This window comes from Flocculibacter collagenilyticus, assembly GCF_016469335.1.
Classification (GTDB): Bacteria; Pseudomonadota; Gammaproteobacteria; order Enterobacterales; family Alteromonadaceae; genus Flocculibacter; species Flocculibacter collagenilyticus.
The window spans coordinates 1,587,638-1,612,182 of record NZ_CP059888.1; the positions used below are offsets into that span (position 1 = coordinate 1,587,638).

Below are 24,545 nucleotides of genomic sequence, written 5' to 3' on the forward strand. Positions count from 1 at the left end.
TTTTTAGTCAATTTGGCAAGATATCTGTATATATAAATCAGGAAATTTTTATTATTCCCAATATTCTTCAAAATAAAAGAGGTAACAATTATGGGTATTTTTTCGCGTTTTACAGATATTGTAAATTCAAACATTAATTCGTTACTTGATAAGGCAGAAGACCCTGAGAAAATGGTCAGATTGATCATTCAAGAGATGGAAGACACGTTAGTTGAAGTGCGTTCTACGTCAGCAAAAACCATTGCAAGTAAAAAAGAATTAACAAGAAAAATCACAAAATTAGAGCAAGAAGCTGAAGATTGGCAAAGCAAAGCAGAGCTTGCATTATCGAAAGATAGAGAAGACTTGGCGCGTGCTGCATTAATGGAAAAACAAAAAGCGGTTGATTATGCTTCTGCAGTAAAAGAAGAATTAGCGCACATTGAAGAGCATATCATGAAGCTTCAAGCTGAAACGAGCCAGCTGCAAGACAAACTATCAGACGCTAAAGCTCGTCAAAAATCCATTCTACTAAGACAACAAACAGTGAGTAGTCGTCTTGGGGTGAAAAAGAATTTAGGCAGCAGTAAAGTAGAAGGTGCACTTTCACGCTTTGAAAGTTACGAAAGAAAGATTGACAATTTAGAAGCTCAGGTAGAATCTTATGATATGGGTAAAAAGTCGTTAGCAAATGAAATTGCTGAATTAGAGGCTGACGAGTCGATTGAAAATGAGCTTGAAGCGTTAAAAAGCAAAATGAACTCGAAAAAATAAGCCACTAACAATAGATAAATCAAGGAGAGAAGTATGGATTCCGATATCGTAATGTTTCTAACACTGCCAATCATCATTTTTATGATATTTGTTGCACCAATTTGGTTGATTATGCACTACCGCAGTAAGAAACAATTAAACCAAGGCTTGTCAGAAACTGACTATGCAAAATTGAATGACTTGGCAAGAAAAGCTGAAAAAATGGCTGAAAGAATTAAAACATTAGAAGCTATTTTAGATGAAGAAAGCCCGCAATGGAGGGCAAAGGGATGAGCATAAATAAACGCAAAGAGCTTTATCGCGATAGTGAAAAAGGCAAAATTGCAGGTGTTTGTGCGGGTATTGCCGAATATTTCGGGATTGAAGTTTGGTTAGTACGCATTGGCGCAGTCACAGGCTTGGTATTTTCTAGCGGATTCTTTTTTGTTGCCTACATTGCGGCGTGGTTTATTTTAGATAAAAAGCCCGATGTGATGTTTTCATCTAACAACACGTATAGCAAAGCAAGTGGATATAGCGCTACAGAGAGCATGGAAAAACTTAAGCCCGTCGAGGTAAAAGAAAAGGTATGGCAGTCTGGCGAACCACCTAGAAGAGCATTGTTAGATATATGCCGTCAATTTGATGGTATGGAATCTAGATTACGCACAATGGAAAAATATGTTACGTCACCTGAGTACACAGTGACGCGAGAAATTAATAAGCTTTAATGAAACGCCCGAAAGGGCGTTATTTTTTTATGGAATTAAAAACAACAAAACCGGCTAAACTATTTAAACGCGCAAAAGCGAAAGCCAAAAAGCAACTTAATAAATCATTAGATCGTCATATAAAGCTGGCTGTAACTGGGGTTAGTGGCAGTGGTAAAACGGCTTTTATTACTTCCTTAGTCAATTTATTACTGAATGGCACTGAGCGCGACTTGCCATTTTTTGATGTGGTGGGCTCAGAGCGAATACTTGGGGCAAAAATTGTTTCTCAACAGCATTTACATGTGCCAAGTTTCCCATTCAGAAAATCAATGCAAGCATTGGAGGGAGAGCCAACAAGCTGGCCAAAACCCACCGATGGCATCAGTGAAATTAATCTTGAAATTCGATATAAAACTGAGCACCCATTAAAAAAGCATATTAGTGAAATAAGCAAATTACATGTTCAAATTGTAGATTATCCAGGCGAATGGTTAATCGACTTACCCATGCTGGAAATGGACTACTTCCAGTGGAGTAAAGCAATGCAGAACGTGTTTAACTCTGAACCTCGTAAATCACTCATTAAACCCTTCAAACAAAAGTTGGCAGCATTAGACTTAACACAATTTACTGAGTCGGATGAGCTTCACAACGAGATTGAGCAATTAAGTAAAGAATACACAAGCATTTTGCTTGCATGTAAATATGAGCATGGATTACACCTAATTCAACCAGGCCGATTTGTGCAACCTGGCGACTTAAAAAACGCACCACTATTGAATTTTTTTCCTTGGCTAGGGGAAGAGGTAAATGCGTCAACAAGCCCTTTTATTACAACGCTTGTTAAGCACTTTAACGCTTACAAAGAACAAGTGATTAAGCCGTTTTACCATAACTACTTTAAGCATTTTAATCGCCAAGTAGTGTTAGTAGATTGTCTAAGCGCATTAGCGAAAGGGCAAAGTAACTACTATGACTTACAACATGCATTAGAAGAAGTATTAAAAAACTTCAATTATGGCTCCAATTCAGTACTAAGACGCTTGTTTTCACCAAGTATTGATAAAATTTTATTTGCAGCAAGTAAGAGTGATCACATCACACCCGAACAACACGATAACCTTATACTTTTATTAAACGACTTATTGTTAGAGTCGCAGCGCGCAATCAAATTTGAAGGCATTGAAACAGAATTAATTTCAGTTGCTGCAATAAAGGCAACGCGGTACGGAACCTATCGCCAAAACGATCAAGCCCTGCCATGCCTTACTGGTCGCAAAAAAGAAGAGTCAAACGCAATTACGTTATATCCCGGAGAAATTCCGCCAAAACGGCCGTCAATATCACAGTGGAAAACAGGCTTTAAGTTTGAACAGTTTGAGCCTCTTTCACTAGACGGCAGCAGTGTAGAGCACATTAGAATGGATCACGCCTTGGAATATCTACTTGGAGATAAATTAATATGATGGAAGAGAAAGAAGGCAAGCTAAAGCAGCAAGTGATAATCAATCATCTCGAAGAAGTAGATGAAAAAGAAAACGCGCTTAAAAAGGCGACCGTGATTGATGATGCCTTGCAATTTCACGAGCAAATTGACGCAGCAGTGGAAGAAGATGTTAAGGAAAGCGTTGGACAACCACTGCCAGATAAGCAAAGTTTAATTGCGACACAGGCTAATACAGAGGCTAAGAGTCGTTCTTCTGATCAGAAAATTAAAAAAACGATAAATTCTAGTTGGTTTAAAAAGCTATTTATTACCGCACTGGTGATATTAATAGGATGGGAGTTAATCAATTTCTTTATCGAAAAGTGGCTACATAATCCTGCGTTAGGTTTTATTTACTTATTTATAGTTGGATTGTTATCACTAAAAGTAACGCACTTATGTATTAAAGAATACAAAAATTTACGCAGGCTACGTGCGCATAATGAGTTCCAAAAAGATGCATACAGAATAATAAATTCAAAGCAACGCGGTCAGGCTGAATCTCTTTGCCTAGCGCTTGCAAACAATAATCCCCAGCTACAAGGCGAACGCTTACAAGAATGGCAAAGTAGGTTAAAGGCTGAATATAACGATAAGGATGTTATTACATTATTTTCTAAAACGGTGTTAAGCCCCATCGACAAAGCAGCCTATGATAAAGTTGTTAAATATGCATCAGACTCTGCGGTTATGGTTGCATTAAGCCCAGTCGCGTTCATTGATATGTTGGCCATAGTGTGGCGAAACTTGAAAATGATAGAAGACATTACAGAGTTATATGGTATTAAGCTTGGTTATTGGGGGCGCATCGGCTTACTAAAAGATATTATCAAAAACATGGTATTTGCAGGCAGTTCAGAGTTATTAATTGAATTATCTTCTTCAACACTAACGATGGATTTAGCATCAAAGATTTCTACACGTGCAGCACAAGGTGTGGGAGCTGGCATTCTAACAGCACGGCTAGGTTTACGATGTATTAATAAAACAAGACCGATAGCACTTGAGCATAAGCAGCAGAAAAAGTTACACGACATGGCAATTTTATTATTCAAGAAAGTTAAGTCGGTAACGTCCCCCAAAAAAGATTAAGTTGTATATTAATGTGTACAAATGAATATTGCTTTAAGTTTAGCTAAGTAATTGTTTTAAAGTAATTTAATGCTCTAATGTATTTATTTTTTTACAATTTAACATGAAGTGCGGCTATAAGATTTACCATGCCCTATTAATTAATTAGCCTGCTTACTCTAATATGCTGATCAACAAAAGCTCAGTGCTAACACTTATTATAATTAATCACAAACGTGAAAAGTTAGCACCAAAAGTTGTACAGGAACTAATATGAGTAAAGCGAGTAAATACGTATCGAGACAGTCTGATGAGTCAGGCTTTATCGAGTGGTCGGATGAAGAAAATCAAATTTGGTCTGAATTAATCACTCGTCAACTATCGTGCATTCAGGGAAAAGCTTGTGACGAATTTCAAAATGGTTTAGAGCTACTGGATTTACCGACAGATAGGATCCCACAGCTCGAAGAAGTTAATAAAGTTTTACGCGAAACAACAGGCTGGGAGTGTGCGGAAGTCCCTGCATTGATCAGTTTTGATAAGTTTTTTAATTTGTTAGCGAATCAAAAGTTTCCTGTTGCAACGTTTATTCGTTCACGTGAAGAATTTGATTATCTTCAAGAACCAGATATCTTTCATGAAATCTTTGGGCATTGTGCAATGCTTACACATCCAGATTTTGCTGAATTTACTCACATGTATGGCAAACTCGGGCTTGCCGCCTCAAAAGAAGATCGTGTTTATTTGGCAAGATTATACTGGTTCACCATCGAGTTTGGCTTAATGCAAACGCAAAATGGTTTACGTATTTACGGCGGTGGCATACTCTCTTCACCAGGTGAAACCATTTATGCAATAGAGTCTGATGAGTGCGAACGCAAACCGCTTGATCCTATTGATGTAATGCGTACGCCATATCGCATTGATATTATGCAGCCAATATATTTTATGATTAATGATATTAAAGACTTATTTGATATTTCACATATGGATATAATGTCATTAGTTGAAAAAGCCAAAGCGCTTGGCTTACATGAACCCAAATTCCCACCTAAAGAAAAAAAAGCTAGTTAAAATAGGAAGTGTAATGTCTGAATTAAACCAAATGAAATGTGAAGCATGTCGTGCTGATGCGCCAAAAGTTTCTGATGAAGAATTAGCAGAGTTAATGGGGCAAATCCCTGATTGGACACCTAAAGCCGTTGATGGCGTAATGCAGTTAGAGCGTGAATATAAGTTTAAAAACTTTAAACAAGCACTTGCTTTTACGAACAAAGTTGCAGAAATGGCAGAAGAAGAATTCCACCATCCAGGTATTTTAACTGAATGGGGTAAAGTGACGGTAACTTGGTGGACCCATGCTATCGGTGGCTTACACAAAAATGATTTTATCTGTGCGGCTAAAACAGATGAGTTGCTAGAAAATTAATCGATAATATCATTGATTGATTCAACATAATCGCTACTAGAGCAATATGAACTCCATATTGCTCTTTTTTATATGTTATGACTCTGCTTTGTATTTTTAAAGATATTGCATCTTTTCTATTCCTCTTCCAACTTGTTCATATTCTTACTTAATTAGCCAAATATCATATATTTGACTATGCTTACGGATAACTTACGTCTTGAATCTGTAGTATTTGATTGAAATTTGTCTTTCCATTTTTATGTTATTCAAGTGACTATAATCAAGCTTAAGGGAGGTCTTCATGAGGATTGGAGAGCTTACTCGTAAAACAGGTATGGCACCTGCCACGATTCGTTTTTATGATGCAAAAGGATGGTTACCCAAAAAGAAATCATCAACTCGTGGTGGAAATGAATTTAAACAGGCCGCATTAGAGCGATTACAATTGATTAAAAGCTGTCAGTGTCTTGGCTTCACTCAAGAAGAGATCCCTAAATTGCTCGACAAAGAAGTGAAGTGGGATCATCATTCCATCATGCTTAGGTTGAAAGAAAAATATACGGAATTATCCGAAACGGTAGAGCGGCTAGAAGCGCGAAAAGAGCTAATTGCCGATATTATAGAAACACTCGATGAAAATTGGGCTAAAGGCGTTCATATGACGAGTGGTGAACTAGAGAAAATTCTATCAACGGAGTGATTAAGCCAAACTAGCTAGATTGAGAACTCTATACAGTTATCTTGCAGGCTTTTGAGTCTGCACTCCATAGACAATTATGCCGTATTTTTCTGGCTACATTGTTTCATGTCAAACTTTGCGAAATGATAATCAAGGGTATATTGCAATATGCTCTTGATCATTTTATTCTGCCCGCCATAAGAAATACAGGGGAAGAATAATGATTAATGAACAAGAGCAAAAAGCAGAGGCTAATGCTGCCTCAGTAGCTGATGCAGCGAAAGTGTTTCAGTTAGTAGATTTAACAAGGCTTGAAGAGCATGACGATGAAAGCAATGTTATTGCTTTAGTAAGAAAGTCTAAAAAAAATGGTATTTGTTGTGCAGGCGTGTGTGTTTATCCTGAATTCATTAAAACTGCAAAAAACACCTTAAAAGAAATCGATAACAGTGTCTCTACAGTTGTTACCGTTGTGAATTTTCCAGATGGTAAACAAGCGTTGACAGAAGTTATTCAGCAAACAAAAACTGCAATAGCAGACGGTGCTGATGAAATCGATTTAGTATTGCCATACCACCTAATTCAAGAAAATAAGCAAGCAGAAGCACAAACATTTGTTGAGGCGATTAAGGCAGAGTGCGGTAATGTGCTGCTTAAAGTCATTATTGAAAGTGGTGAATTGGCCACTGCTCAACTTATCGATGAAGCGTCTAGTGTATGTGTTCAAGCTGGGGCTGACTTTGTTAAAACCTCTACGGGTAAGGTGCCTGTTAACGCGACACTTGAGGCTGCAAATGTGATTTTAACTCAAATTCAACAGTCAGAAAAAACCGTGGGCTTTAAAGCAGCTGGTGGTGTTCGCGACCTTGAAGGGGCAATAGAATATATAGCATTAGCAGAATCCATTATGGGAGCTGGCTGGGTAAAACCAAGTACCTTTAGAATTGGTGCTAGCGGTTTAGTTGATCAGTTAGTATTTTAAAACATACATATCGTTTTAAGCTTAAATGCCATTGAATACGGTTTATCAATGGCACTATATTGCATTGTATGACATTGTGAATTGCTCAAAAGTACTTTACTAACAAGCAATGAAAGCCACTACAATGCCACGAACCCAAAATGGGTAAAATAGTTGCAATTAAGTCCTTGAATTTTTTGTTTACTGCTATAATTTTTAGACCTTACCTAACAATGAGCTACTAATGAAGCCACCTACTTCGATAAATATGCTCGGTCTTTTTATTTTCTTTTTTATTACTTTTTTTCAATATGCGCAAGCAGATGAGAAACAGTTGACGTTAGTAAAAACCAATCTATCTGAAGGTAGTCACGCTGATTTAAACTGGTATGTTTTTCATTGGCCCCCTTTAATGATTTTAGAAGGTGATGATAAGGGGGAAGGGATCATTGATAGCACACTGCAAATACTGATAGACGGCCTTCCGCAATATAAACATAAAATTGTGCGCTTGCCGGTTGCTCGTGCATTTCATGAAACGAAGAATGGCGCAAACGGCTGTTTCCCTGCATTGCTAAAAATTCCCGAACGAGAAGACTTTATTTTATATAGCCAATATAGTGTTATGTATAAATCTATTCAGGCTATAACCCGCAAGAATACGGCATTCAAACACACTTTTACCGATAATATTTCGCTCAGTGATACATTAACAAATACCAAATTAGTACTTGGGGTGCAGTATAAGCGTTCATACGGAGATAAGATTGACCAACTTATTTATCAATTTCGTGACTCTGGACAAGTGGTTTTCCGCGCAGGGGATAGCAAAATGGATTTGTTTTCGATGCTAGCTAAGAAGCGAATAGATATTGTTTTAGGCTTTCCTTATGAAGCGTTATATGCAGAACAAGTGCTTAAAAGTAAACCTAAGCTAAGAAGCTTTAATATTACTGAAACGGATAAATTTGTATACGGTTCTGTAGGGTGTAGCAAAACATCCTGGGGGAAAGAAGTTATCACTCAAGTTAATAAATTACTGGATAAAGAAAAAAATAAATCGTACTACCGAGAATCCTTAGGCAAGTGGTTGCTGAATTCTGATAAAGATGCAGATTATTGGCAACATTATGAGACTGTGTTTCTAAAAAACTAAGAGGCAGTGTTTTGCCTGTATAATTATATCTTGTATAATGCCGCTGTGTTTAAACGGCTTATTGGTTTAAACTTACATAAGTACCACTAAGTTGGGAGGTGTAGCTAATAATAGTTGATTCATACTTAATAATATTACGTATGATGTTATTAGTTAATGCCACATGCCAGATAATTGAGGTAGACGAATGTCGAGTATCCGCGCCCGTGTAGAAATTCCAGTCGGGAAAAATCAAGATCAAATTGCTGAATTTGTTAGCTTTCATGGCCTTAATGATGATAAGGAACATGTTGCATTGGTATTTAATCAAGCAGACAAACAGAAGAAAGCGCCGTTAGTGCGAATTCATTCAGAATGCTTGACCGGAGACATTTTTCATTCAGCTCGCTGTGACTGCGGTAAGCAGCTTAATGAAGCAATAGACTCAATGAGTAAAGCGGGTGGTATCTTATTATATCTTCGCCAAGAAGGTAGAGGCATAGGGTTATACAACAAGTTAGATGCCTATAAGTTACAAGACAAAGGCTATGACACCTACGCTGCTAATCGTGAACTGGGTTTTGAAGACGATATGCGTGATTTTAGTGTAGCAGCGCAAATGTTACTGGCACTGGGCATCACACGCATTAATCTAATGACCAATAATCCTGAAAAGCTTGCTGCGATGAAGCGCCATAATATTGAGGTTGATGAACATGTTGAAACTGGCGTGTACGCCAATAAACATAATGAACAATACCTCAAAGCAAAGATCGAAGTGGGCAATCATGCTATCGAGCTTTCACAAGCAGTATCCGATATTTTAGACGAAGCTAGCTAAGGTTTAGCGCTGTCTTTATCAAGAAGCAGCGAGTTGGGGTCGTTAAATTTAACGCTTAAGTTCCCTTAAGGTAAGAGCAACATGGCCGACTAAGCGAGTTGCTTCACCTCAAGGGGCACTAAATAGTGATGCGGAAAATAGTGGAATTAGCCTCCAAATGTTTTTCCTAGGCCGGCCAGAGCTTCTGTTCTTACTCTAATCAATTCAGCTTCTTCTTCAACTCGCTCAGCTTGAGTGAGGTTTTCTTGCGAAGCATCATTTATATTCATGATGTTCTGGCTAATTTCTTGTGACACTAAGTTTTGCTGTTCCGAAGCGGTGGATATTTGCGTCGCTAGATCGGCAATGTCGGTAATCGATTGATAAACCTTATTAACGATAGACTGCGTACTTTTAGTGTCTGCTACACACTGCTCAGCGGATTCTTTGCCAATTTGCATGGTTTTTGACCAAGAGAGTAATGTGCTCTGAATTTCAGAAATGGATACTTGAATTTGCTCAGTTGCTCCGTGTGTTCGACTAGAAAGCGCACGTACTTCGTCTGCAACAACTGAGAAACCTCTGCCGTGCTCGCCTGCTCGAGCCGCTTCAATTGCGGCATTTAGTGCAAGTAAATTAGTTTGATCGGCAATGCCTTGTATCTCTTGCATAACTTCACCAATTTTCTCTGCTTCAGAAGCGAGCTCTGTTGCAGAGCTTGCAGACTTCGAAACGTCATCAGCAAGCGAGTTTACTTTTTTCATTGTCATATTCATCGCTTCAGTAGCCGTTTCACAATCACCATGTGCCTCGGTAACCTTTTGCGACGTGTTTATTGTGTTTTGTGCAACTTCTGCAATAGATGCGACCATTTCTTCTACAGCTGTTGATACTTGTTGTAATTCGGCGGCTTCTTTTTGAACGCCTTCTTTCGCTGCTTGTGCAGCTTTTGATAAATTGTTAGAGCCTGAATGAAGAACGGTGCAACTATCTATAATTCGGCCAATAATGGTTTTCACTTTGCCTTCATTCATTTTTAAGTGAAAGTCAGGGATATCTAATGTTGCACTGTGGGAGTATACCAAGCGGGAGGGGCTGTCATATTTGCTTGCTAAGTCATTAAGGTAGCTTTTAGAGTCGACGAGTTCTTTCTTATAGATCACAAAAGGCAAAAACGGCAGTGCAAGTGCAGCAAGTGGCGTTAAAAAGCAAGCGCCAATAATTAATGCATTAGCAGTAATATATGTAGCGTGTTTTAACGCACTATTGGCATACCAAGGCGTAATACTTTCGTTACTATTCAGTTGCTTATACACTTTTTCAGCACGTTGTTTAATGCTGTGATCTAATTTGGTACGAACAGATTGATAGCCTACGATTGAATTTCTTTCGTATATAGGAGTGACAAAAGCATCAACCCAATAGTATCTACCGTCTTTACAGCGGTTTTTTACAGCCCCGCGCCAAGGTTTACCTGCTTTAGCTTTTTCCCAAAGATCTGCAAATGCAGCAGAGGGCATATCGGGATGGCGAACGATATTATGGTTTTTACCAATCAATTCATCACGTTCAAATCCCGCTATCTCACAAAAAATATCATTAGCATAAGTAATCACACCACGTGTATCGGTTGTTGATACTAATTCCTGACCTTCAGAAAATGTGACTTCTTCATTGATGATGTGGCTATTCCGTCTATTCATATTTGTTCTCGTAAAGTGGTAATAACGGCTAAAGAGGAAGCTCTAATTAATGTTCGTAGAATGAAAAGTAGTCTAAAACTACAAGAAAATACCTTTATAAATCAGCTGCGTAAGTATAAGTGAATATGGTTATTGTAAGCAATTTTAAATTCCTGAGTATGCAGGTGACTAAGGTACTAATAAGATTAAGGCTATTTAACCCTTTTAGTACTAAACTTTTTATATGACACATTTTAACGATAGTACATAAATCAGATACAAACACAGTATAAGTTATAGCTGGATTTTAGCTTATTGGTAAGTTTTGGAAATCATATGCCTAGGACTATTAAGCAGTTACCGATAAACCCGACTGTTGTATTACTACAACAGTTACTGCGGAGTCACGGTTATCTTCGAGATAGATTACCTGCGGAAGGTTTGTTTGATCAAGTAACGCACGATGAAACCGTAGTATTTCAAACTCAGCATATAGATAGTGAAGGGCTGGCATTGCATGCTGATGGAGTTGTTGGACGAAAAACATGGTGGGCGTTACATCACGGCAGTGGTGAAAAGCAGCGAAATAATTTTATAGTAGAGATACCATCAGACATCTCTGCTTTGAGAGCTGAGTTATTAAACCTAGCTTTAAAACAATATTATAAACCGGTTTTTGAATCTCCAGATGGCTCAAATAGAAGTGCAGAAATTGATGAATATTGGGGAAAAACCGGGCTTATCGGTTTACCTTGGTGTTGTGCATTTGTGTCTTGGGTTTTATTTCATGTTTTCTCTGATTACCCGATTGCTAAACAGCACCATGTTGGAGTCCAAAAAATGCATTTAGCCGCGGTTAAAGAAAATCTAACTTGTAACAACCCCAAGCCTGGAGATATTTTTGTACAGTTATTTTCTGGTGGTAAGGGCCATACGGGGTTTGTTTTAGGTAGGTCGGCTAGAAACGATTCAATCTACACGATAGAGGGAAACTGCGGTAATAGGCTTAAAGTAGGGCTTAGGAAATTAGTGGATATTTTCACTTATATTGATTGCTTCAATGATAGTCAGTCAATTAACTATGCACCAATTACGTTAAACATTGGCAGCCTCAGCGGTCAAACAACGCGATAACGTCATTAATAAAGGTTTTCAGAGAAGACTAAGATGTAAGAAAATTCAATTTTTAGGTACAGTTTCTTTAAGCACTTTTTTAACAAATGAAACATTTTTTAATGCGAAAAAATTATTTTAATATCACTTGCATTTTAACCGCTGAGAGAATTCAAGGTGTCGAGTGACTTATCCACAGAATCTGTGGAAAAGTGATTTAAATCGGTAATTTGGAAAATAACTGGGGACGATTCTGGGGATAAAATACACCAACTAAAAAAACATACACAAGCCAGTTGGTATATATCCACTAATTTAGAATGTTTATTCATTTATTGGCTTGGCTTTTAGAGGATGTAAATCTTATTCGCAGAATTTGGTTAGTACATCCATACTAAGCAAAGCCATGTAACGCGTATACAAATTGAGGAGCTGAATTGACTTTATTATTAGTTTACATGCTAGTTGCAATTGTGGTGTCGTTTATTTGTTCGATAATGGAAGCGGTCTTACTTAGTATTACTTCAAGCTATATTGAAGCGCTTAAAAGAACACGGCCTAACGTTGCAAACCAAATGTCTGAGTTAAAGAGTGAAATAGACCAACCCCTTTCAGCAATCCTAACACTAAATACTGTTGCGCACACTGCAGGCGCTGCTGGCGTAGGGATGCAAGCCACTGTTATTTTTGGTGAATCTGCGCTGGGTATTGCCTCAGCATTAATGACGCTGTTAGTACTTGTATTTTCTGAAATTATTCCAAAAACAGTAGGCGCTAATTATTGGCGCCGAATGGCACCTACAATCACCGTAATGGCAACTTGGTTGGTGTTTCTTTTGAAACCTTTTGTGCTGATGTCTGTTCGACTTAGTAAGCTTTTCGCGAAAAAAGAAGGCAGTAATGAATACATTCGCACTGAATTAGAAGCGATGGCTGCGCTTGCGAAGAAGTCTGGGGCAATTCATAAAAGCGAATCAAGAATTATTAGCAGTTTACTTAAGTTTAGAAATAGCAAGCTAGAGTCTATTCTTACGCCACGAACGGTGCTGTTTAAAGTAAGTAAGAATATGACCGCAAGTGAATATTTGAAACAGCATGGTTCCACTTCGTTTTCGCGCATTTTAGTTTATGACAAAGATCCCGATGATATCGTTGGGTTTGTTCATCGAAATGATGTCATGCTCGCTTTTCATCGCTTAGGGGCTCAATATCGAATCGGGAAATTAGTTAAACCACTATATACCGTGCCTGTAACGCTACAATTACCCCGTCTGTTTGCAGACATGATAGAGCATCGTACACATATTTCATTAGCCATAGATGAATATGGTGAGATTAAAGGTGTGGTAACGCTCGAAGATTTAATAGAGGCGCTAATCGGCTTAGATATTTTAGATGAGCGCGATCAATTTTCTGACATGCAGGAAAAAGCAATAAGTAAATGGCAAAAAAGAATGCGTGAGCATAAGAATCTAATTCAAAATAACGATGAAGATGACGACATTGCTTATGAAGAAGGTGTAAGTCAACCTTCAAACAAAAGTAGCAAATTGGCACTGGCCGATTCATTAGGTGGTATGAAATCAGATAAGCAGAAACTCTCTAAGTAATTTGGCGTTAATAATTTATGCTAGAGCAAAAAAATAAACGACCCACAATGGAAACTTATTTAGATGGGTTTTGATCGTTAGCAATATTTTGCTCTTTGGTGTTTTGCTTCTCTTTATCTTTTTCAGCAACCTGAATAAGATTATTAATACGGATCCAAGAAGGGTGGTCTAAAAAATCTTCTTTTGCTTGTTGATACTCATTATTTTGTGAGTGTTGTTTTTCCTCTGGCTTTTTCATCGACTGCACCTCTGAAACTAAATGTTAAGAATGTATTTAAAGTACTAACCCAAGCATAAGTATAGTTTGAAAGCGGAAATGTGCGAGATTATGTAGATATACGGCTAAAGCAAAGGAGGGGGATGTAAATTGCGGATCAGTAATAACGCCTGTTTATTGTTTATGACAACCACAGTATATAAGGCTTACTTATTTACTATGCCATAAATTCAATAATGCGTTATACATTTATCACTGAGTTATCGCTTTGGCTAATTGGTGATTTAACCAACGCATCCGCCTGACAATCAATCTCCCATTTTGCATCGTCAAGAAGGTACCTAAAATGATAACTATTATCTTTTGGAAGGTTAATTGTTGTTGTAAAGTCGCCACTTTTCAATTGCTTCATGGGAGTAGCAGTTCGATCCCAGTCATTAAAGTCTCCAAGTAATGACACCTTAGAAGCTTTTTTTGCTTGTTGCTTAGTTAAATGAAAAGTGACTTTACACAGAGGCTTAGATTTCAAATATTGTTTTTTTAGGCTCATCGTCATTTCCTTTAATTATTATTTTCGGAAGCCAACAATTTCTAGCATGTATAAAAAATAAACCAATTTCAATAGCGGTATGAAAAATAGTCAGAATTTATTTTAGTGATAGTTAGGAGAGGGAGTATTATTTCTGAGAGCACGTTAAAGGTGCTCTCAGGAAATAATGTTTATCAGCGGTTTAAAGTTTTAAACTCTGTTACAGCAACCATGCATAACTCATTTTCATAAATAAACTACGCTCTTCTTTCTTAAACTCTGTGTATTCATCATCTTTCCAACCGTAATCAGAATAGCCTAGGAAGAATACTGTTTGCGGATTGATTTTATATGAATACAGTAATTGAGCTGAAATATCACGGTCGCTTTCATTTACAGTATCGTATAAGTAATTGTCTGCATTTCTTGTGATATCACTTCTTATCATAGATAAACGCAGATAACTTTTAGTTGAAAATTGATATGTTAATCGTGCATCAGTTAGGTTTGCTGTGAAAACCTTATCGTCATCCAATAGTGGGTTATCTGCTTCAAGCTTTTGATAGGTATGGCGTAACTTTAATTGGAGATTTTTTGTAATATTCCAATTAAACACAGGCCTTACACGGAACTCTTCACCTAAGCGGTTATTACTATAGTCAATGCGATCACTTTTGCTAATAATGGTATTAAAGTAAAGGCCTGAGATTGGTTGAATTTCGAAAAATATTCTATGGCCTAATTCAGTAAAAAGCGTGGTGTTGCCATCAATTTTTAGTGAACGAGCATCAAGTCGTTGACCAACTTTATCGCGTGTTTCGATAGCATAAGCTAGTTCTGACTGCATCGGACCCTGAATAATGAAATGAATTTCTGCTTCTTTCTCTAATAGCTCTCCATCATCATTATGAGTAATATCCCAATCACCATGAATACGGAAGCGGTTCCACCAGTCTGAAGCGTCGCCGCGCCAAATATAGCCGCCACCTGCAACAAATTTATTAAAGTCGACCAGATCTAAAAAGCCTAGGTCAGCTCGGAAGTCAGCGCCTAAATTACGGTAACCTGAGTAAAAGAACCAATCACGCTCATCATGATGATAATCAATACGATAGGCTGTATCTGAAAAGGCGTCATCTTTGTATGTTCTTAACACTTGCTCGTTAAAATTACAGTCAAATTGATCACACTCAGATTGCTCTGGTGAATTACATTCGTTTTCTTCACCACAGAACTCATCCATTAATTCCAGTGGATACTCAGTATTTGAGTTTAAAAACTGGAAGGAAATAGAGTCATTTTCAGTAGGTTGGTATTTAAAATCGACGCCAGCTACATAGTTATGATAATCGTCAGCGGTTCTTAATGTACTCGACATACCGACTGAGAGTTCATCAGAATAATTGTAGGTATAACGCAATGCTGCGTTAGTACTTTTTTGATCTAATTCTGCAATATCAGAACCTACGTTACCAGGTACGATAAACGTGGTCGTTTTATCATCTGTAGCAAATAAGCCGAACGCATGTTTATCAACACGTCCCGTTAATTTTGCGCCGAAGTCAGGATTATTGATGGTGCGTGTATAAATAAGATCCCAAGGTGATGAAAAGTAGTCAATATTATCTAAAAAGAATGTGCGCTTTTCAGGGGAATATAAGGCAAATGTATTATTAATGCTGAGTTGCGCAACGTCGGCCTCTACTTGAGAAAAGTCGGGGTTGATGGTTGCGTTTAATGAAATATCAGGTGTAATGCCCCACTTTACATCTAAACCCGGCTCAATATTAGTTTCGGTTTCCCAGTCAGTAACTGGGTCTGCTGTAATATCTCGACTTTGCTCAGCACCCATCACAATAGAAGGGATAATTGAAAGGCTGTTACCTTGTGTTGCATCTTCAAAGCCTGAGTAATGTTCAAGCTGACAAACCCAACAATCGATATTGTGGTCTATTTTATTAGTAGATAGCCTTAGGCGCTGAGAGCGAGGCAAAAAGCGAATAAATTCCATGCCCCAAGTTTGATTGGTTAATGAGTCATTAAAGTTAAGTATGCGTAAGGGAATTTCAACTTCCACGGTATAACCGCTTGCAGTTATTTTGGCCTCAGAATCCCAGATGGCATCCCACGCTGAACTTTCGCGTTTATTAATGGCATCTTCAATTGAGTCAGCTTGTGCGCCAAGCGGGTTAACAAAAAACTGGTAGGCAAGACGATGATCATTATAAGTATCTATTTTTATACCCACTGAATCATCATCCCAAAGATTATCGCGATCCCGTAAAAAGGCGCGAATGTTCTCTGGCGAGGTGTCTTTGGCATTAAAGCCAACAAAAAGAGATTCACCGTTCTCATAAACATAGACGGTAGTTTCGAGGGGGGCGGGCACATTTTCATCTGGCCAAGTAACATAATCTAACGATAATATTAAGGCATCTTGCCAGTGTGCTTCATCTAACACACCATCCATCGTGATTGGTTGATTAATTTTTGGAATATCGCGACTATTAATTTGCTGCTCTGTTTGAGCTATGGATAGGCTTGGCAACAACATACCTAAACATAACAGCGTGCTCAACTTTGCTTTCATTCAATTACTCCCTGAATATAGATTTTTTATAGATATTGTCACTATCACTAGTCGAGAATATCTATAAAAAAGTTTTCAATTTATTCATATCAATTTCAACAATGCAGCAGCAAACTGCACATACTTCCTTGGTATAAAGCACAAGCAAACTATTCGATACCCAGCTTTAATAGCTAACATAAATTGTAAAAATATACATTTGCATGCTATTTAGTGCTTTGAGCGATAAAAAGCGAACTTTTGCGCGCATTATAAATGATTGATTACACAGGAACAAAAGGTTTATTGTTGTGTGATAATTTTGCAGAGTAAAACTAAATAAGATGAAGCTATTAAAAGATGAGATGAAATAATGAAATAGCGCTAAAAGTATGTGCAACGAAACAAAATCTAACATCTATTTTCGTTACTCTTATAACTTGTAAGGTTAATATACTTAAATTAACGTTGCGATAATTATCGCACGCTAACCCAGTTCACATGTTTGCGTTAAATGTAGGATTAAAGGATATGTCACCAAAAGCAAAAAAAATAGTACTTCCAATTCTAGTTTTAGTTGGATGTGTTGCTGTTGCACTTCTGTTTGTTGGTTCAAAGCAGCCACCTGAAAAAAAAGAACAAAAGAAAACCGAGTTATTAGTAGAAACGGTTACTGTTGAACCGCAAGATGTACAGTTTGTAGTTAAATCTCAGGGCACAGTTAAGCCTAAAATCGTGACAGACTTGGTTTCGCAGGTTAACGGTAAAGTTGTTGAAGTGTCGTCAAAGTTTGTTGAAGGTGGCTTTTTTAAGAAAGGTGACATACTGGTGTCAATTGAGCCAGCAGATTACATTACAAATGTTAAGTCTGCTGAGGCTAATTTAGCACGAGCGAAAGCGTCGCTTGAAGAAGAAAAAGCACGTGCGAAAGTAGCGCAAAAAGAGTGGATTAACTTCATGGAAGGGAATGCACCTGATTTATATTTGCGTAAGCCACAATTAGCACGCGAATTAGCAAACGTGCGTTCTGCTGAAGCTGAACTTGAAAGAGCAGAAAGAGACTTAAAACGTACAAAAATACGCGCTCCATTTGATGGCATGGTTAAAGGTAAAACAGCTGATTTAGGTCGCTTTGTGTCAACAGGTACTAATTTAGCCACCCTTTATGGTACCGAAGTTGCCGAAATAAGATTATCGATCCCAGATAATGATTTAGCCTATTTAACGCTACCAACTTTTAACGATGGAAGTATGCCAGTTAACGTTACTTTATCGGCGCTTGTAGCGGGTAAAATTAAAACTTGGCAGGCTAAGCTAGTAAGAAGTGAAGGCGTGATAGACGAAAAAAGTCGTGTTGTTTATGCGGTTGCGCAAATAAATGATCCGTATGGCAGAAATAAACAATCGGGCAATCAAAAGTCTGAACTTCAATTTGGTCGTTTTGTTAGTGCGGAAATTGAAGGTAATACTGCTGAAAATATAGTGATGATCCCACGTATAGCTTTAAAGCAAGATAGCACTGTGTTAATTGCTACGCCTGATAATATGGTAAGTATAAAATCTGTAGACGTAGTAAAAACGAATGTGACGCATGCTTATATAACTTCTGGCATACCTGCTGGTTCCCAAGTGATTACTACTTCAATTCCTAACCCAATGGAAGGCATGCTCGTTAAGCTTAAATCTGAACGTATAGAAAATGATGAAGAAGAAAGCACTGCGTTAGCGAATCGAGGTCAGTAATTATGATAGATACAAATAAAGGCATAATTGCTTGGTTTGCTCGAAACAGCGTTGCGGCCAATTTATTAATGGCGATTATTCTATTGGCAGGTATCGCGACCACATTCACTATCAAAAAACAAATGTTCCCTGAAATATCGGTAGATGTAGTAAATGTTCGTGTTGCTTATTTAGGTGCTGCGCCACAAGAAGTAGAAGAGGGCATCATTGATAAGGTTGAAGAAGTACTAGAGAACATAGATGGCATTAAAAAAGTCACTTCAACATCAGTTGAAGGACTGGGTACGGTACGTGTTGAAGTAGACGATGATTACGATGTTCAAGAAATCCTTGATGAAGTAAAAACTCAGGTCGATTCTATCTCTAGCTTTCCAGAGCAAACTGAAAAACCAGTGGTATATCGCACCAAAATTACTAGTAACGTAATGTGGCTGGCTGTATACGGTGATTTAACAGAGCGCGGCTTGAAAGTATTTGCGAATGATATTCGCGACGAAATTAAAGCAATGCCGGGCATCTCAAAAGTGGATGTAGTGGGAGAGCGTGACTACGAGATTGCCATTGAAGTAACGGAACAAACGCTTCGTAAATACAATCTTACCTTTGAACAAGTGGTTAATGCCGTTCGCAATTCGTCAATTGACGTGCCGGGTGGCTCAATTAAATCAGAAAATGGTGACATTTTACTGCGTGCAAAAGGCCAAGCATACAATGCGCAGGAATTTGAAGAAATTGTGCTTGTTACTCGCGCAGACGGCACAAGATTAACACTCGCTGATATTGCAACCGTAAAGGACGGATTTGAAGAAGTTGAAAATTTATCATTATTTAACGGCAAGCCAGTTGTTAATATTCGTATAAATGCGGTTGGCGAAGAAGATACCCTACAAATTGCTGAAACGGTAAAACGTTATGTTGAACAGAAAAAGGCTGACTTACCAAGTAGCGTAAATATTGATCATTGGGGTGATTCGTCTTTTTACCTTCAAGGACGTCTCGACTTAATGATGAACAATATGTTGTTAGGTGGTCTATTAGTATTACTCGCATTAGCATTATTTTTAGAATTAAAAGTCGCGTTTTGGGTAGTTATTGGTATTCCAGTGTGTTTTTTAGGCACCATTGCCTTAATGCCATTGGAAATGTTTGATGTTTCAATCAACGTTATTAGCCTGTTTGGATTTATATTAGTACTCGGTATCGTGGTGGATGATGCCATTATCATTGGCGAGAGTGCTTACTCTGAAATTGAAAAGAAAGGTTTATCAACCGACTCTGTAATAGCTGGTACCAAACGCGTTGCAATGCCTGCAACATTCGGTGTACTTACAACGATAGCGGCATTTACCCCAATGGTGATGGTGTCTGGGCCTCAAGGTGCTATTTGGGAAGCAATCGCTTTAGTAGTTATGCTTTCATTAGCCTTCTCGTTAGTAGAGTCAAAACTAATTCTACCCGCACATTTAGCGCATATGCGTTTAAAACAAACAAATAAGACTGACAAACCTTCGTTTGGCAAGCGATTACGAACAGGTGTTGCCACCAAATTAAAAACGTTTGTTGAAACCAAGTATCGTCCATTCTTAGTGAAGTCAATTCAATACCGTTACACTACCTTAGCTACATTTGTTGGGGTGTTTGTGCTTGTTATTGGCATGATTGCAGGTGGGTTTGTTCGTTTTGTGATGTTCCCTAATATTCCAAGTGATTTTGTGGAAGGTAATATTACAATGATGGAAGGCACCTCTGAAGAGAGCACAAATGCAGCTATTATTAAGCTACAAGATGCGCTTCTTGAGATGGATAAGGATTTTGAAAAAGAGTTTGGCGAACCCGTTGTAAAGCATTACTTAGCTTTTAATCAATCAGCAACTAGCGGTGAAATGGTTGTTGAGCTTAAAAAAGGTGAAGACCGCGAAATAGACGGTTTTGAAATTGTACGTAGATGGCGTGAGAAAGTGCCTGAAATACCAGGGCTTAAAAACTTAACATTTAACGCTGGTATCAATAATGGTGGCGGGGCAGATGTTTCATTCCGTCTGCAAGGCAAGTCATTACCTGTATTAAGGCAAGCAGCAGAAGAACTCAAAGAAAAATTAGCAACTTATGAAGGCATTAATGATATTAATGATAGTGTGAGTGGCGGTAATGACGAATTAATTTTGAAAGTGAAGCCGGAAGCAGAAGCCTTAGGACTATCGTTAGCCAGCATTGCAAGACAAGTGCGTTATGGTTTCTATGGTGCCGAGGCTCAACGCGTACAGCGCGATGGTGAAGAAATAAAAGTAATGGTTCGCTATCCTCGTGAAGAACGTAGCAGTATTAGTAACTTAGAATCAATGATGATCCGTACTGCTAATGGTGATGAAGTGCCGTTTTCAACAGTCGCAGAGTTTGAAATGCAGCCTAGTTATTCAACTATTACTAGAATAGACGGTCAACGTTCAATTACAGTAAGTGCCGCAGCAGACAAAGACAAGATAGAACCTGGTAGCGTTGTTCGAGAAATTAATGCGGAATTCTTACCACAGTTAACCGAAAAATACGCAGGCGTAAGCACTGCGCTAGAAGGACAAAGTAAGGACGAACAAGACTCTATTATTCAGCTAGCTAAAGCAGCATTGTTAGCATTATTTATGATTTACGCGTTAATGGCTATACCGCTTAAATCCTATTCGCAGCCACTAATTATAATGTCGGTTATACCGTTTGGATTAATTGGTGCATTGGTGGGGCACTTGCTGCTAGGTTTATCAATGAGCATGTTATCAATGTTCGGAATTATCGCGCTAGCAGGCGTAGTAGTAAACGATAGCTTAATCATGGTTGATTTTGTCAATAAGGGCCGTGCAGCAGGTATGAGTATTCGTGACGCTGCCGTTGAAGCAGGAACACAACGCTTCAGAGCAATTATCCTGACTTCTTTAACTACGTTCTTTGGATTAACGCCAATTGTGTTTGAGAAAAGCCTACAAGCACAAATTGTTATACCAATGGCGGTATCGTTAGCGTTTGGTATCGTATTCGCGACAGTAATTACGCTAGTACTAATTCCTTCGCTGTATATCATACTTGATGATTTTAAAGGCTTATTTCGCAATAAGAAGCCAAAGCAAAATGAAGCATTAAGTAGTACTGACGGTAGCACTGAAGGTAATATCGGAGCCATGCAAACAGAACAATAAAATTTTTTGTAAATAGAAAACTAAAATGCCAGTACTTTGAAGTGACTGGCATTTTTTATGATGTTCATAGCAAACTGCGAGCGGTAACTGTGCCCCATAGATGAAGTGTGCAGCATATTATGAAAGTGAATGTAAACGATGATTGTTCTTGTATAACGTTGGATAGTTCGTTCAGCGTCTCTGCTAACGCACATATCACTCTGCAACATATTGCCAAAATAACATTTTCATTAATTACACCTCTTATATAGCGCTGTTTATATATACAGTACTTGCTGCGGTGTCCAATAACAGCAGATATACGACACAATGTCTTTTTTTGACGTGCAAAAAACACACAGCTCCAGAGCGCTTATTGCATATAGCCTGTAGCCATGGTAAAAACGCACATGAATATTATTTACCATTTTGGGGTGTTTAATCACCCCAAAATGGGATCCAATAAATTGTTAGGCTTATGGATAAAGTTAATCTCTCTGGATTAAATAAAGTAGAAAAAAGCATCCTAATGGAGCTTACCGACTTCAATTCTTCACTTAGACAAGTAGCTATTGATATGCACTTCGAAGACACATGTAAGTCAGTTGGTAAAAAATTCGAAACGGCTGAGAATGCCATTATTCACCTGCTTGAATTAGGATTGATTTCGATTCAAAAAAACAAGTACACAGAGATTCCCAACAATGAAATTTTACTAGCGAAATCAGAAGAGTTGAGTTTCCAGGCAGCTAAAGAGCATCTGCGGCATCCAGCCAATTGGATGAGTGATCATGGAATGGAAAGCGATTTAATTTATTTTGAAATTGCGCCAACAGATAGAGGGGAAGTAGTCCTAGATGCTCTTTTCGAATATCAAGCAAAAACCTAACAAAAAATTAAGTCACTCACTTCGTTCGCTGGGACGCATACACGTGGGCTGCTTAGCATTTTAGCCCACGCGTCTTCGCCCCTTATTTAAAAGTTATGTGCCAAGGAGAAAAAATGGAAATAACTCAGATCGAAAACATTGATGTAAAAGGAATAGCGGTCAGAACTGATAATTTATCAGAAATGGACTCTACCACTGCTAAAATTGGTTCTATGTGGGAAAGGTTTTATGCCGAGTTAGCACCCTCGCTTAAAGAAGGTGCAAATGTTTATGGCCTTTATACAAACTATGAATCAGATCACAACGGAGTCTTCGATGTTATAGCTTGTTCAGACAAAGTCGAGGCAAAAAATGTTTCTAGTTATCAACTAGAAGCTGGTAACTATTTGGTGTTCAAGGGCACAGGTCAAATGCCGCAAGTGGTCATTGATTTGTGGAGGCAGGTATGGGAATACTTCGAATCACCAACTAGCCAACATAAGAGAACATTTACTACAGATTTCGAACTCTACAAAAGTGAAAACGAAGTTGAGCTCTTTATCTCCGTTTAGGGTGGCACATAACAAAAAAATCATGTCGCACGCATGGCGTGCTGGGACGCAAAAACGTGGGCTCGCGCGAGGCGCGATTATAGCCCACGCCTTTGCGCCCCATATTTAAAAGTTAGGTACCTAGGTAATATCGTGAATAACTGGAAGCAGGTAGAGAAGGCATGGATTAAAAACGACCTTGAAAATCAATTCTGGCTGCTTGAGGAACCTCAACAGCGCTTTTGGAACCTTATTAAGGTTGTGCCTCAGAAATGGCAATTATCACCTACTGGGGACTTAGGTGGTGGTTTTTATGTTGTAGCTATATTTGGAAACCAAGTACTATATTTCAACGATATTGAAGACGGCTACAATATAAGCGAATTTAAAGAGTTTGGGGTTATCAATGATTATTTCTGTAATCAAAATGAACTTCATCATTCAATAAATTATTTGTACGATCTAGTACATAACGGTATCTAACAAACTGTTCAAAAGCGGACAAAATTATGTTGGCTGGTTTCGCTCCGCTTCACATTGTAGCCAACTTAATTTTGCCTTTTAACAGAGGCGTTATGTGCCAAATAATCTGAAAGCTTGGAGTGCTGTTTGAATATCAATCGCAAGCTAGAAACTTTGATGGAAACTCCTTGCCCAGTACGGTTTGAAGCTTCAGACGGTAGTTGGATTATAGAAGTTCAATATTTTGTTTCTGCAGATAGACAGCAGAAAGAAGATATTGATAATAGTTGGTTCTAGTTTGCGGTTAACACTGATGGCCATGACTTACTATTGGAAGCAAAGTCTAAAACTGGAGTGGTTCTCCAAAGAGAGTTCGGAGATATAGACTTTATTGGTCTGACACTGGATGACTTCTTAAAAGCTAAGGTAGTTTCGTTGTAATTCAGCATATAACAAGTTGCTGTAGCCGACGCCAAACACTCCGCCCTTTGTGTTTCGCTTCGCTCAATTTAACACAAAGGGGCTCCATGCTTGGCTCGGCTAAGCAAGGCGTTATGTTTATCTAAAGTTCAGTGTTAATAAAGGAGTATTATGAAACTTTTAACTTTTTTATTTGTGTTTACGATTTTCTCCAGCTTGTTGTATGCAAATTCTATCGAAAGCTTTAATCGAATTGAGGTTAATCCATATGATGATTCCGCACATAAGGTCATTGCCTCAATTCATTTAGTTGTGGATTCTCCTCTTGCTGACGCAGCAGATGTTTTGGCTGCCAGAGAGATTATTGCAATATCATTGAGCTCATTGTCATTACAAGAGTTAACAAAGAATGGAATTGATAATGCCAAGCATAATATTTTGAAACAGTTAAAATCTAGTGGGTTAATAAATACTATTCAAAATGTATATGTAACCGATTTGACGGTTGAATTTGTTGGCGCTAATCGTGCTACGGTATTTGTTAAGCCTCAAAAAGGGTTTTGATAAAATAAACATAACAAAAACATCAAGTGGACATAAGTAGCTTGG

At 38.2% G+C, this 24,545-nt stretch carries 24 protein-coding genes; 20 read left to right on the forward strand and 4 right to left on the reverse strand.

Annotation, left to right across the window (positions count from 1 at the left end; genetic code table 11):
* Positions 1-90: 90 nt before the first annotated feature.
* The 11 genes from pspA (at position 91) to ribA (ending at position 9,029) form a co-directional block, all read left to right on the forward strand.
* Positions 91-753 (forward strand): phage shock protein PspA, encoded by a 663-nt coding sequence (gene pspA, locus HUU81_RS07040; protein WP_199611524.1) that lies wholly within the window; start codon positions 91-93, stop codon positions 751-753.
* A gap of 33 nt (positions 754-786) precedes the next feature.
* A complete protein-coding gene (gene pspB / locus HUU81_RS07045; protein ID WP_199611525.1) occupies positions 787-1,026 on the forward strand; it encodes an envelope stress response membrane protein PspB in 240 nt (79 codons plus the stop codon).
* Positions 1,023-1,463, forward strand: a complete 441-nt coding sequence (pspC, locus tag HUU81_RS07050; protein ID WP_407644835.1) for an envelope stress response membrane protein PspC — start codon at positions 1,023-1,025, stop codon at positions 1,461-1,463. Before pspB ends, pspC begins: the two co-directional genes overlap by 4 nt.
* Positions 1,464-1,492: 29 nt before the next feature.
* Positions 1,493-2,911, forward strand: coding sequence for a YcjX family GTP-binding protein (locus HUU81_RS07055; protein WP_199611526.1), 1,419 nt, complete (start codon positions 1,493-1,495; stop codon positions 2,909-2,911).
* Positions 2,908-4,023 (forward strand): YcjF family protein, encoded by a 1,116-nt coding sequence (locus tag HUU81_RS07060; RefSeq protein WP_199611527.1) that lies wholly within the window; start codon positions 2,908-2,910, stop codon positions 4,021-4,023. The genes HUU81_RS07055 and HUU81_RS07060 overlap by 4 nt, the downstream gene beginning before the upstream one ends.
* 252 nt (positions 4,024-4,275) lie before the next feature.
* A complete protein-coding gene (gene phhA / locus HUU81_RS07065) occupies positions 4,276-5,076 on the forward strand; it encodes a phenylalanine 4-monooxygenase (protein WP_199611528.1) in 801 nt (266 codons plus the stop codon).
* Positions 5,077-5,089: 13 nt separating this feature from the next.
* A complete protein-coding gene (locus HUU81_RS07070) occupies positions 5,090-5,431 on the forward strand; it encodes a 4a-hydroxytetrahydrobiopterin dehydratase (protein WP_199611529.1) in 342 nt (113 codons plus the stop codon).
* A gap of 283 nt (positions 5,432-5,714) precedes the next feature.
* Positions 5,715-6,113 (forward strand): MerR family transcriptional regulator, encoded by a 399-nt coding sequence (locus tag HUU81_RS07075; protein WP_199611530.1) that lies wholly within the window; start codon positions 5,715-5,717, stop codon positions 6,111-6,113.
* Positions 6,114-6,312: 199 nt separating this feature from the next.
* A complete protein-coding gene (gene deoC, locus HUU81_RS07080; protein WP_199611531.1) occupies positions 6,313-7,074 on the forward strand; it encodes a deoxyribose-phosphate aldolase in 762 nt (253 codons plus the stop codon).
* 223 nt (positions 7,075-7,297) lie between these two features.
* Positions 7,298-8,209, forward strand: a complete 912-nt coding sequence (locus tag HUU81_RS07085) for a TIGR02285 family protein (protein WP_199611532.1) — start codon at positions 7,298-7,300, stop codon at positions 8,207-8,209.
* 187 nt (positions 8,210-8,396) lie between these two features.
* Complete coding sequence (gene ribA, locus HUU81_RS07090) at positions 8,397-9,029, forward strand: GTP cyclohydrolase II (RefSeq protein ID WP_199611533.1); 633 nt, start codon at positions 8,397-8,399, stop codon at positions 9,027-9,029.
* Positions 9,030-9,175: 146 nt separating this feature from the next.
* Here ribA and HUU81_RS07095 read toward each other — a convergent pair whose 3' ends face one another.
* The gene (locus HUU81_RS07095) at positions 9,176-10,711 is read right to left on the reverse strand and encodes a methyl-accepting chemotaxis protein (protein ID WP_199611534.1); all 1,536 of its coding nucleotides are present in this window, start codon (positions 10,709-10,711) and stop codon (positions 9,176-9,178) included.
* 315 nt (positions 10,712-11,026) lie between these two features.
* Between HUU81_RS07095 and HUU81_RS07100 the strand changes: the two genes are divergently transcribed.
* Positions 11,027-11,824 carry an NlpC/P60 family protein gene (locus HUU81_RS07100; RefSeq protein ID WP_199611535.1) on the forward strand — a complete coding sequence of 266 codons (798 nt, stop codon included), beginning with the start codon at positions 11,027-11,029 and terminating at the stop codon, positions 11,822-11,824.
* Positions 11,825-12,240: 416 nt separating this feature from the next.
* On the forward strand, positions 12,241-13,413 hold the full coding sequence (locus HUU81_RS07105; RefSeq protein WP_199611536.1) for a CNNM domain-containing protein: 1,173 nt from the start codon (positions 12,241-12,243) through the stop codon (positions 13,411-13,413).
* Positions 13,414-13,468: 55 nt separating this feature from the next.
* Here HUU81_RS07105 and HUU81_RS07110 read toward each other — a convergent pair whose 3' ends face one another.
* The 3 genes from HUU81_RS07110 to HUU81_RS07120 form a co-directional block, all read right to left on the reverse strand.
* A complete protein-coding gene (locus HUU81_RS07110) occupies positions 13,469-13,651 on the reverse strand; it encodes a hypothetical protein (RefSeq protein ID WP_199611537.1) in 183 nt (60 codons plus the stop codon).
* 220 nt (positions 13,652-13,871) lie between these two features.
* Entirely contained in the window at positions 13,872-14,180 is a 309-nt protein-coding gene (locus HUU81_RS07115) for an isoamylase early set domain-containing protein (RefSeq protein ID WP_199611538.1), read from the reverse strand.
* Between the two features lie 199 nt (positions 14,181-14,379).
* The gene (locus HUU81_RS07120) at positions 14,380-16,749 is read right to left on the reverse strand and encodes a carbohydrate binding family 9 domain-containing protein (RefSeq protein WP_199611539.1); all 2,370 of its coding nucleotides are present in this window, start codon (positions 16,747-16,749) and stop codon (positions 14,380-14,382) included.
* Between the two features lie 510 nt (positions 16,750-17,259).
* Here HUU81_RS07120 and HUU81_RS07125 point away from each other — a divergent pair.
* The 7 genes from HUU81_RS07125 (at position 17,260) to HUU81_RS07155 (ending at position 24,500) form a co-directional block, all read left to right on the forward strand.
* On the forward strand, positions 17,260-18,471 hold the full coding sequence (locus HUU81_RS07125) for an efflux RND transporter periplasmic adaptor subunit (protein ID WP_199611540.1): 1,212 nt from the start codon (positions 17,260-17,262) through the stop codon (positions 18,469-18,471).
* 2 nt (positions 18,472-18,473) lie between these two features.
* Complete coding sequence (locus tag HUU81_RS07130) at positions 18,474-21,656, forward strand: efflux RND transporter permease subunit (protein WP_199611541.1); 3,183 nt, start codon at positions 18,474-18,476, stop codon at positions 21,654-21,656.
* 457 nt (positions 21,657-22,113) lie between these two features.
* Positions 22,114-22,524, forward strand: a complete 411-nt coding sequence (locus HUU81_RS07135; protein ID WP_199611542.1) for a hypothetical protein — start codon at positions 22,114-22,116, stop codon at positions 22,522-22,524.
* A 113-nt stretch (positions 22,525-22,637) separates the two neighbouring features.
* Positions 22,638-23,075 carry a GyrI-like domain-containing protein gene (locus HUU81_RS07140; RefSeq protein WP_199611543.1) on the forward strand — a complete coding sequence of 146 codons (438 nt, stop codon included), beginning with the start codon at positions 22,638-22,640 and terminating at the stop codon, positions 23,073-23,075.
* A 132-nt stretch (positions 23,076-23,207) separates the two neighbouring features.
* Positions 23,208-23,537, forward strand: coding sequence for a hypothetical protein (locus HUU81_RS07145; RefSeq protein WP_199611544.1), 330 nt, complete (start codon positions 23,208-23,210; stop codon positions 23,535-23,537).
* A gap of 126 nt (positions 23,538-23,663) precedes the next feature.
* Positions 23,664-23,813: a hypothetical protein gene (locus tag HUU81_RS07150; RefSeq protein WP_199611545.1), complete on the forward strand. Its 150-nt coding sequence runs from the start codon at positions 23,664-23,666 to the stop codon at positions 23,811-23,813.
* 294 nt (positions 23,814-24,107) lie between these two features.
* On the forward strand, positions 24,108-24,500 hold the full coding sequence (locus HUU81_RS07155; protein ID WP_199611546.1) for a hypothetical protein: 393 nt from the start codon (positions 24,108-24,110) through the stop codon (positions 24,498-24,500).
* Positions 24,501-24,545 lie beyond the last annotated feature (45 nt).

Bases quoted from the DNA above. Each gene is read 5' to 3' on its own strand.
- pspA (WP_199611524.1), top strand. From the start codon at position 91: ATGGGTATTTTTTCGCGTTTTACAGATATTGTAAATTCAAACATTAAT.
- pspB (WP_199611525.1), top strand. From the start codon at position 787: ATGGATTCCGATATCGTAATGTTTCTAACACTGCCAATCATCATTTTT.
- pspC (WP_407644835.1), top strand. From the start codon at position 1,023: ATGAGCATAAATAAACGCAAAGAGCTTTATCGCGATAGTGAAAAAGGC.
- HUU81_RS07055 (WP_199611526.1), top strand. From the start codon at position 1,493: ATGGAATTAAAAACAACAAAACCGGCTAAACTATTTAAACGCGCAAAA.
- HUU81_RS07060 (WP_199611527.1), top strand. From the start codon at position 2,908: ATGATGGAAGAGAAAGAAGGCAAGCTAAAGCAGCAAGTGATAATCAAT.
- phhA (WP_199611528.1), top strand. From the start codon at position 4,276: ATGAGTAAAGCGAGTAAATACGTATCGAGACAGTCTGATGAGTCAGGC.
- HUU81_RS07070 (WP_199611529.1), top strand. From the start codon at position 5,090: ATGTCTGAATTAAACCAAATGAAATGTGAAGCATGTCGTGCTGATGCG.
- HUU81_RS07075 (WP_199611530.1), top strand. From the start codon at position 5,715: ATGAGGATTGGAGAGCTTACTCGTAAAACAGGTATGGCACCTGCCACG.
- deoC (WP_199611531.1), top strand. From the start codon at position 6,313: ATGATTAATGAACAAGAGCAAAAAGCAGAGGCTAATGCTGCCTCAGTA.
- HUU81_RS07085 (WP_199611532.1), top strand. From the start codon at position 7,298: ATGAAGCCACCTACTTCGATAAATATGCTCGGTCTTTTTATTTTCTTT.
- ribA (WP_199611533.1), top strand. From the start codon at position 8,397: ATGTCGAGTATCCGCGCCCGTGTAGAAATTCCAGTCGGGAAAAATCAA.
- HUU81_RS07095 (WP_199611534.1), bottom strand. From the start codon at position 10,711: ATGAATAGACGGAATAGCCACATCATCAATGAAGAAGTCACATTTTCT.
- HUU81_RS07100 (WP_199611535.1), top strand. From the start codon at position 11,027: ATGCCTAGGACTATTAAGCAGTTACCGATAAACCCGACTGTTGTATTA.
- HUU81_RS07110 (WP_199611537.1), bottom strand. From the start codon at position 13,651: ATGAAAAAGCCAGAGGAAAAACAACACTCACAAAATAATGAGTATCAA.
- HUU81_RS07115 (WP_199611538.1), bottom strand. From the start codon at position 14,180: ATGAGCCTAAAAAAACAATATTTGAAATCTAAGCCTCTGTGTAAAGTC.
- HUU81_RS07120 (WP_199611539.1), bottom strand. From the start codon at position 16,749: ATGAAAGCAAAGTTGAGCACGCTGTTATGTTTAGGTATGTTGTTGCCA.
- HUU81_RS07125 (WP_199611540.1), top strand. From the start codon at position 17,260: ATGTCACCAAAAGCAAAAAAAATAGTACTTCCAATTCTAGTTTTAGTT.
- HUU81_RS07130 (WP_199611541.1), top strand. From the start codon at position 18,474: ATGATAGATACAAATAAAGGCATAATTGCTTGGTTTGCTCGAAACAGC.
- HUU81_RS07135 (WP_199611542.1), top strand. From the start codon at position 22,114: ATGGATAAAGTTAATCTCTCTGGATTAAATAAAGTAGAAAAAAGCATC.
- HUU81_RS07140 (WP_199611543.1), top strand. From the start codon at position 22,638: ATGGAAATAACTCAGATCGAAAACATTGATGTAAAAGGAATAGCGGTC.
- HUU81_RS07155 (WP_199611546.1), top strand. From the start codon at position 24,108: ATGAAACTTTTAACTTTTTTATTTGTGTTTACGATTTTCTCCAGCTTG.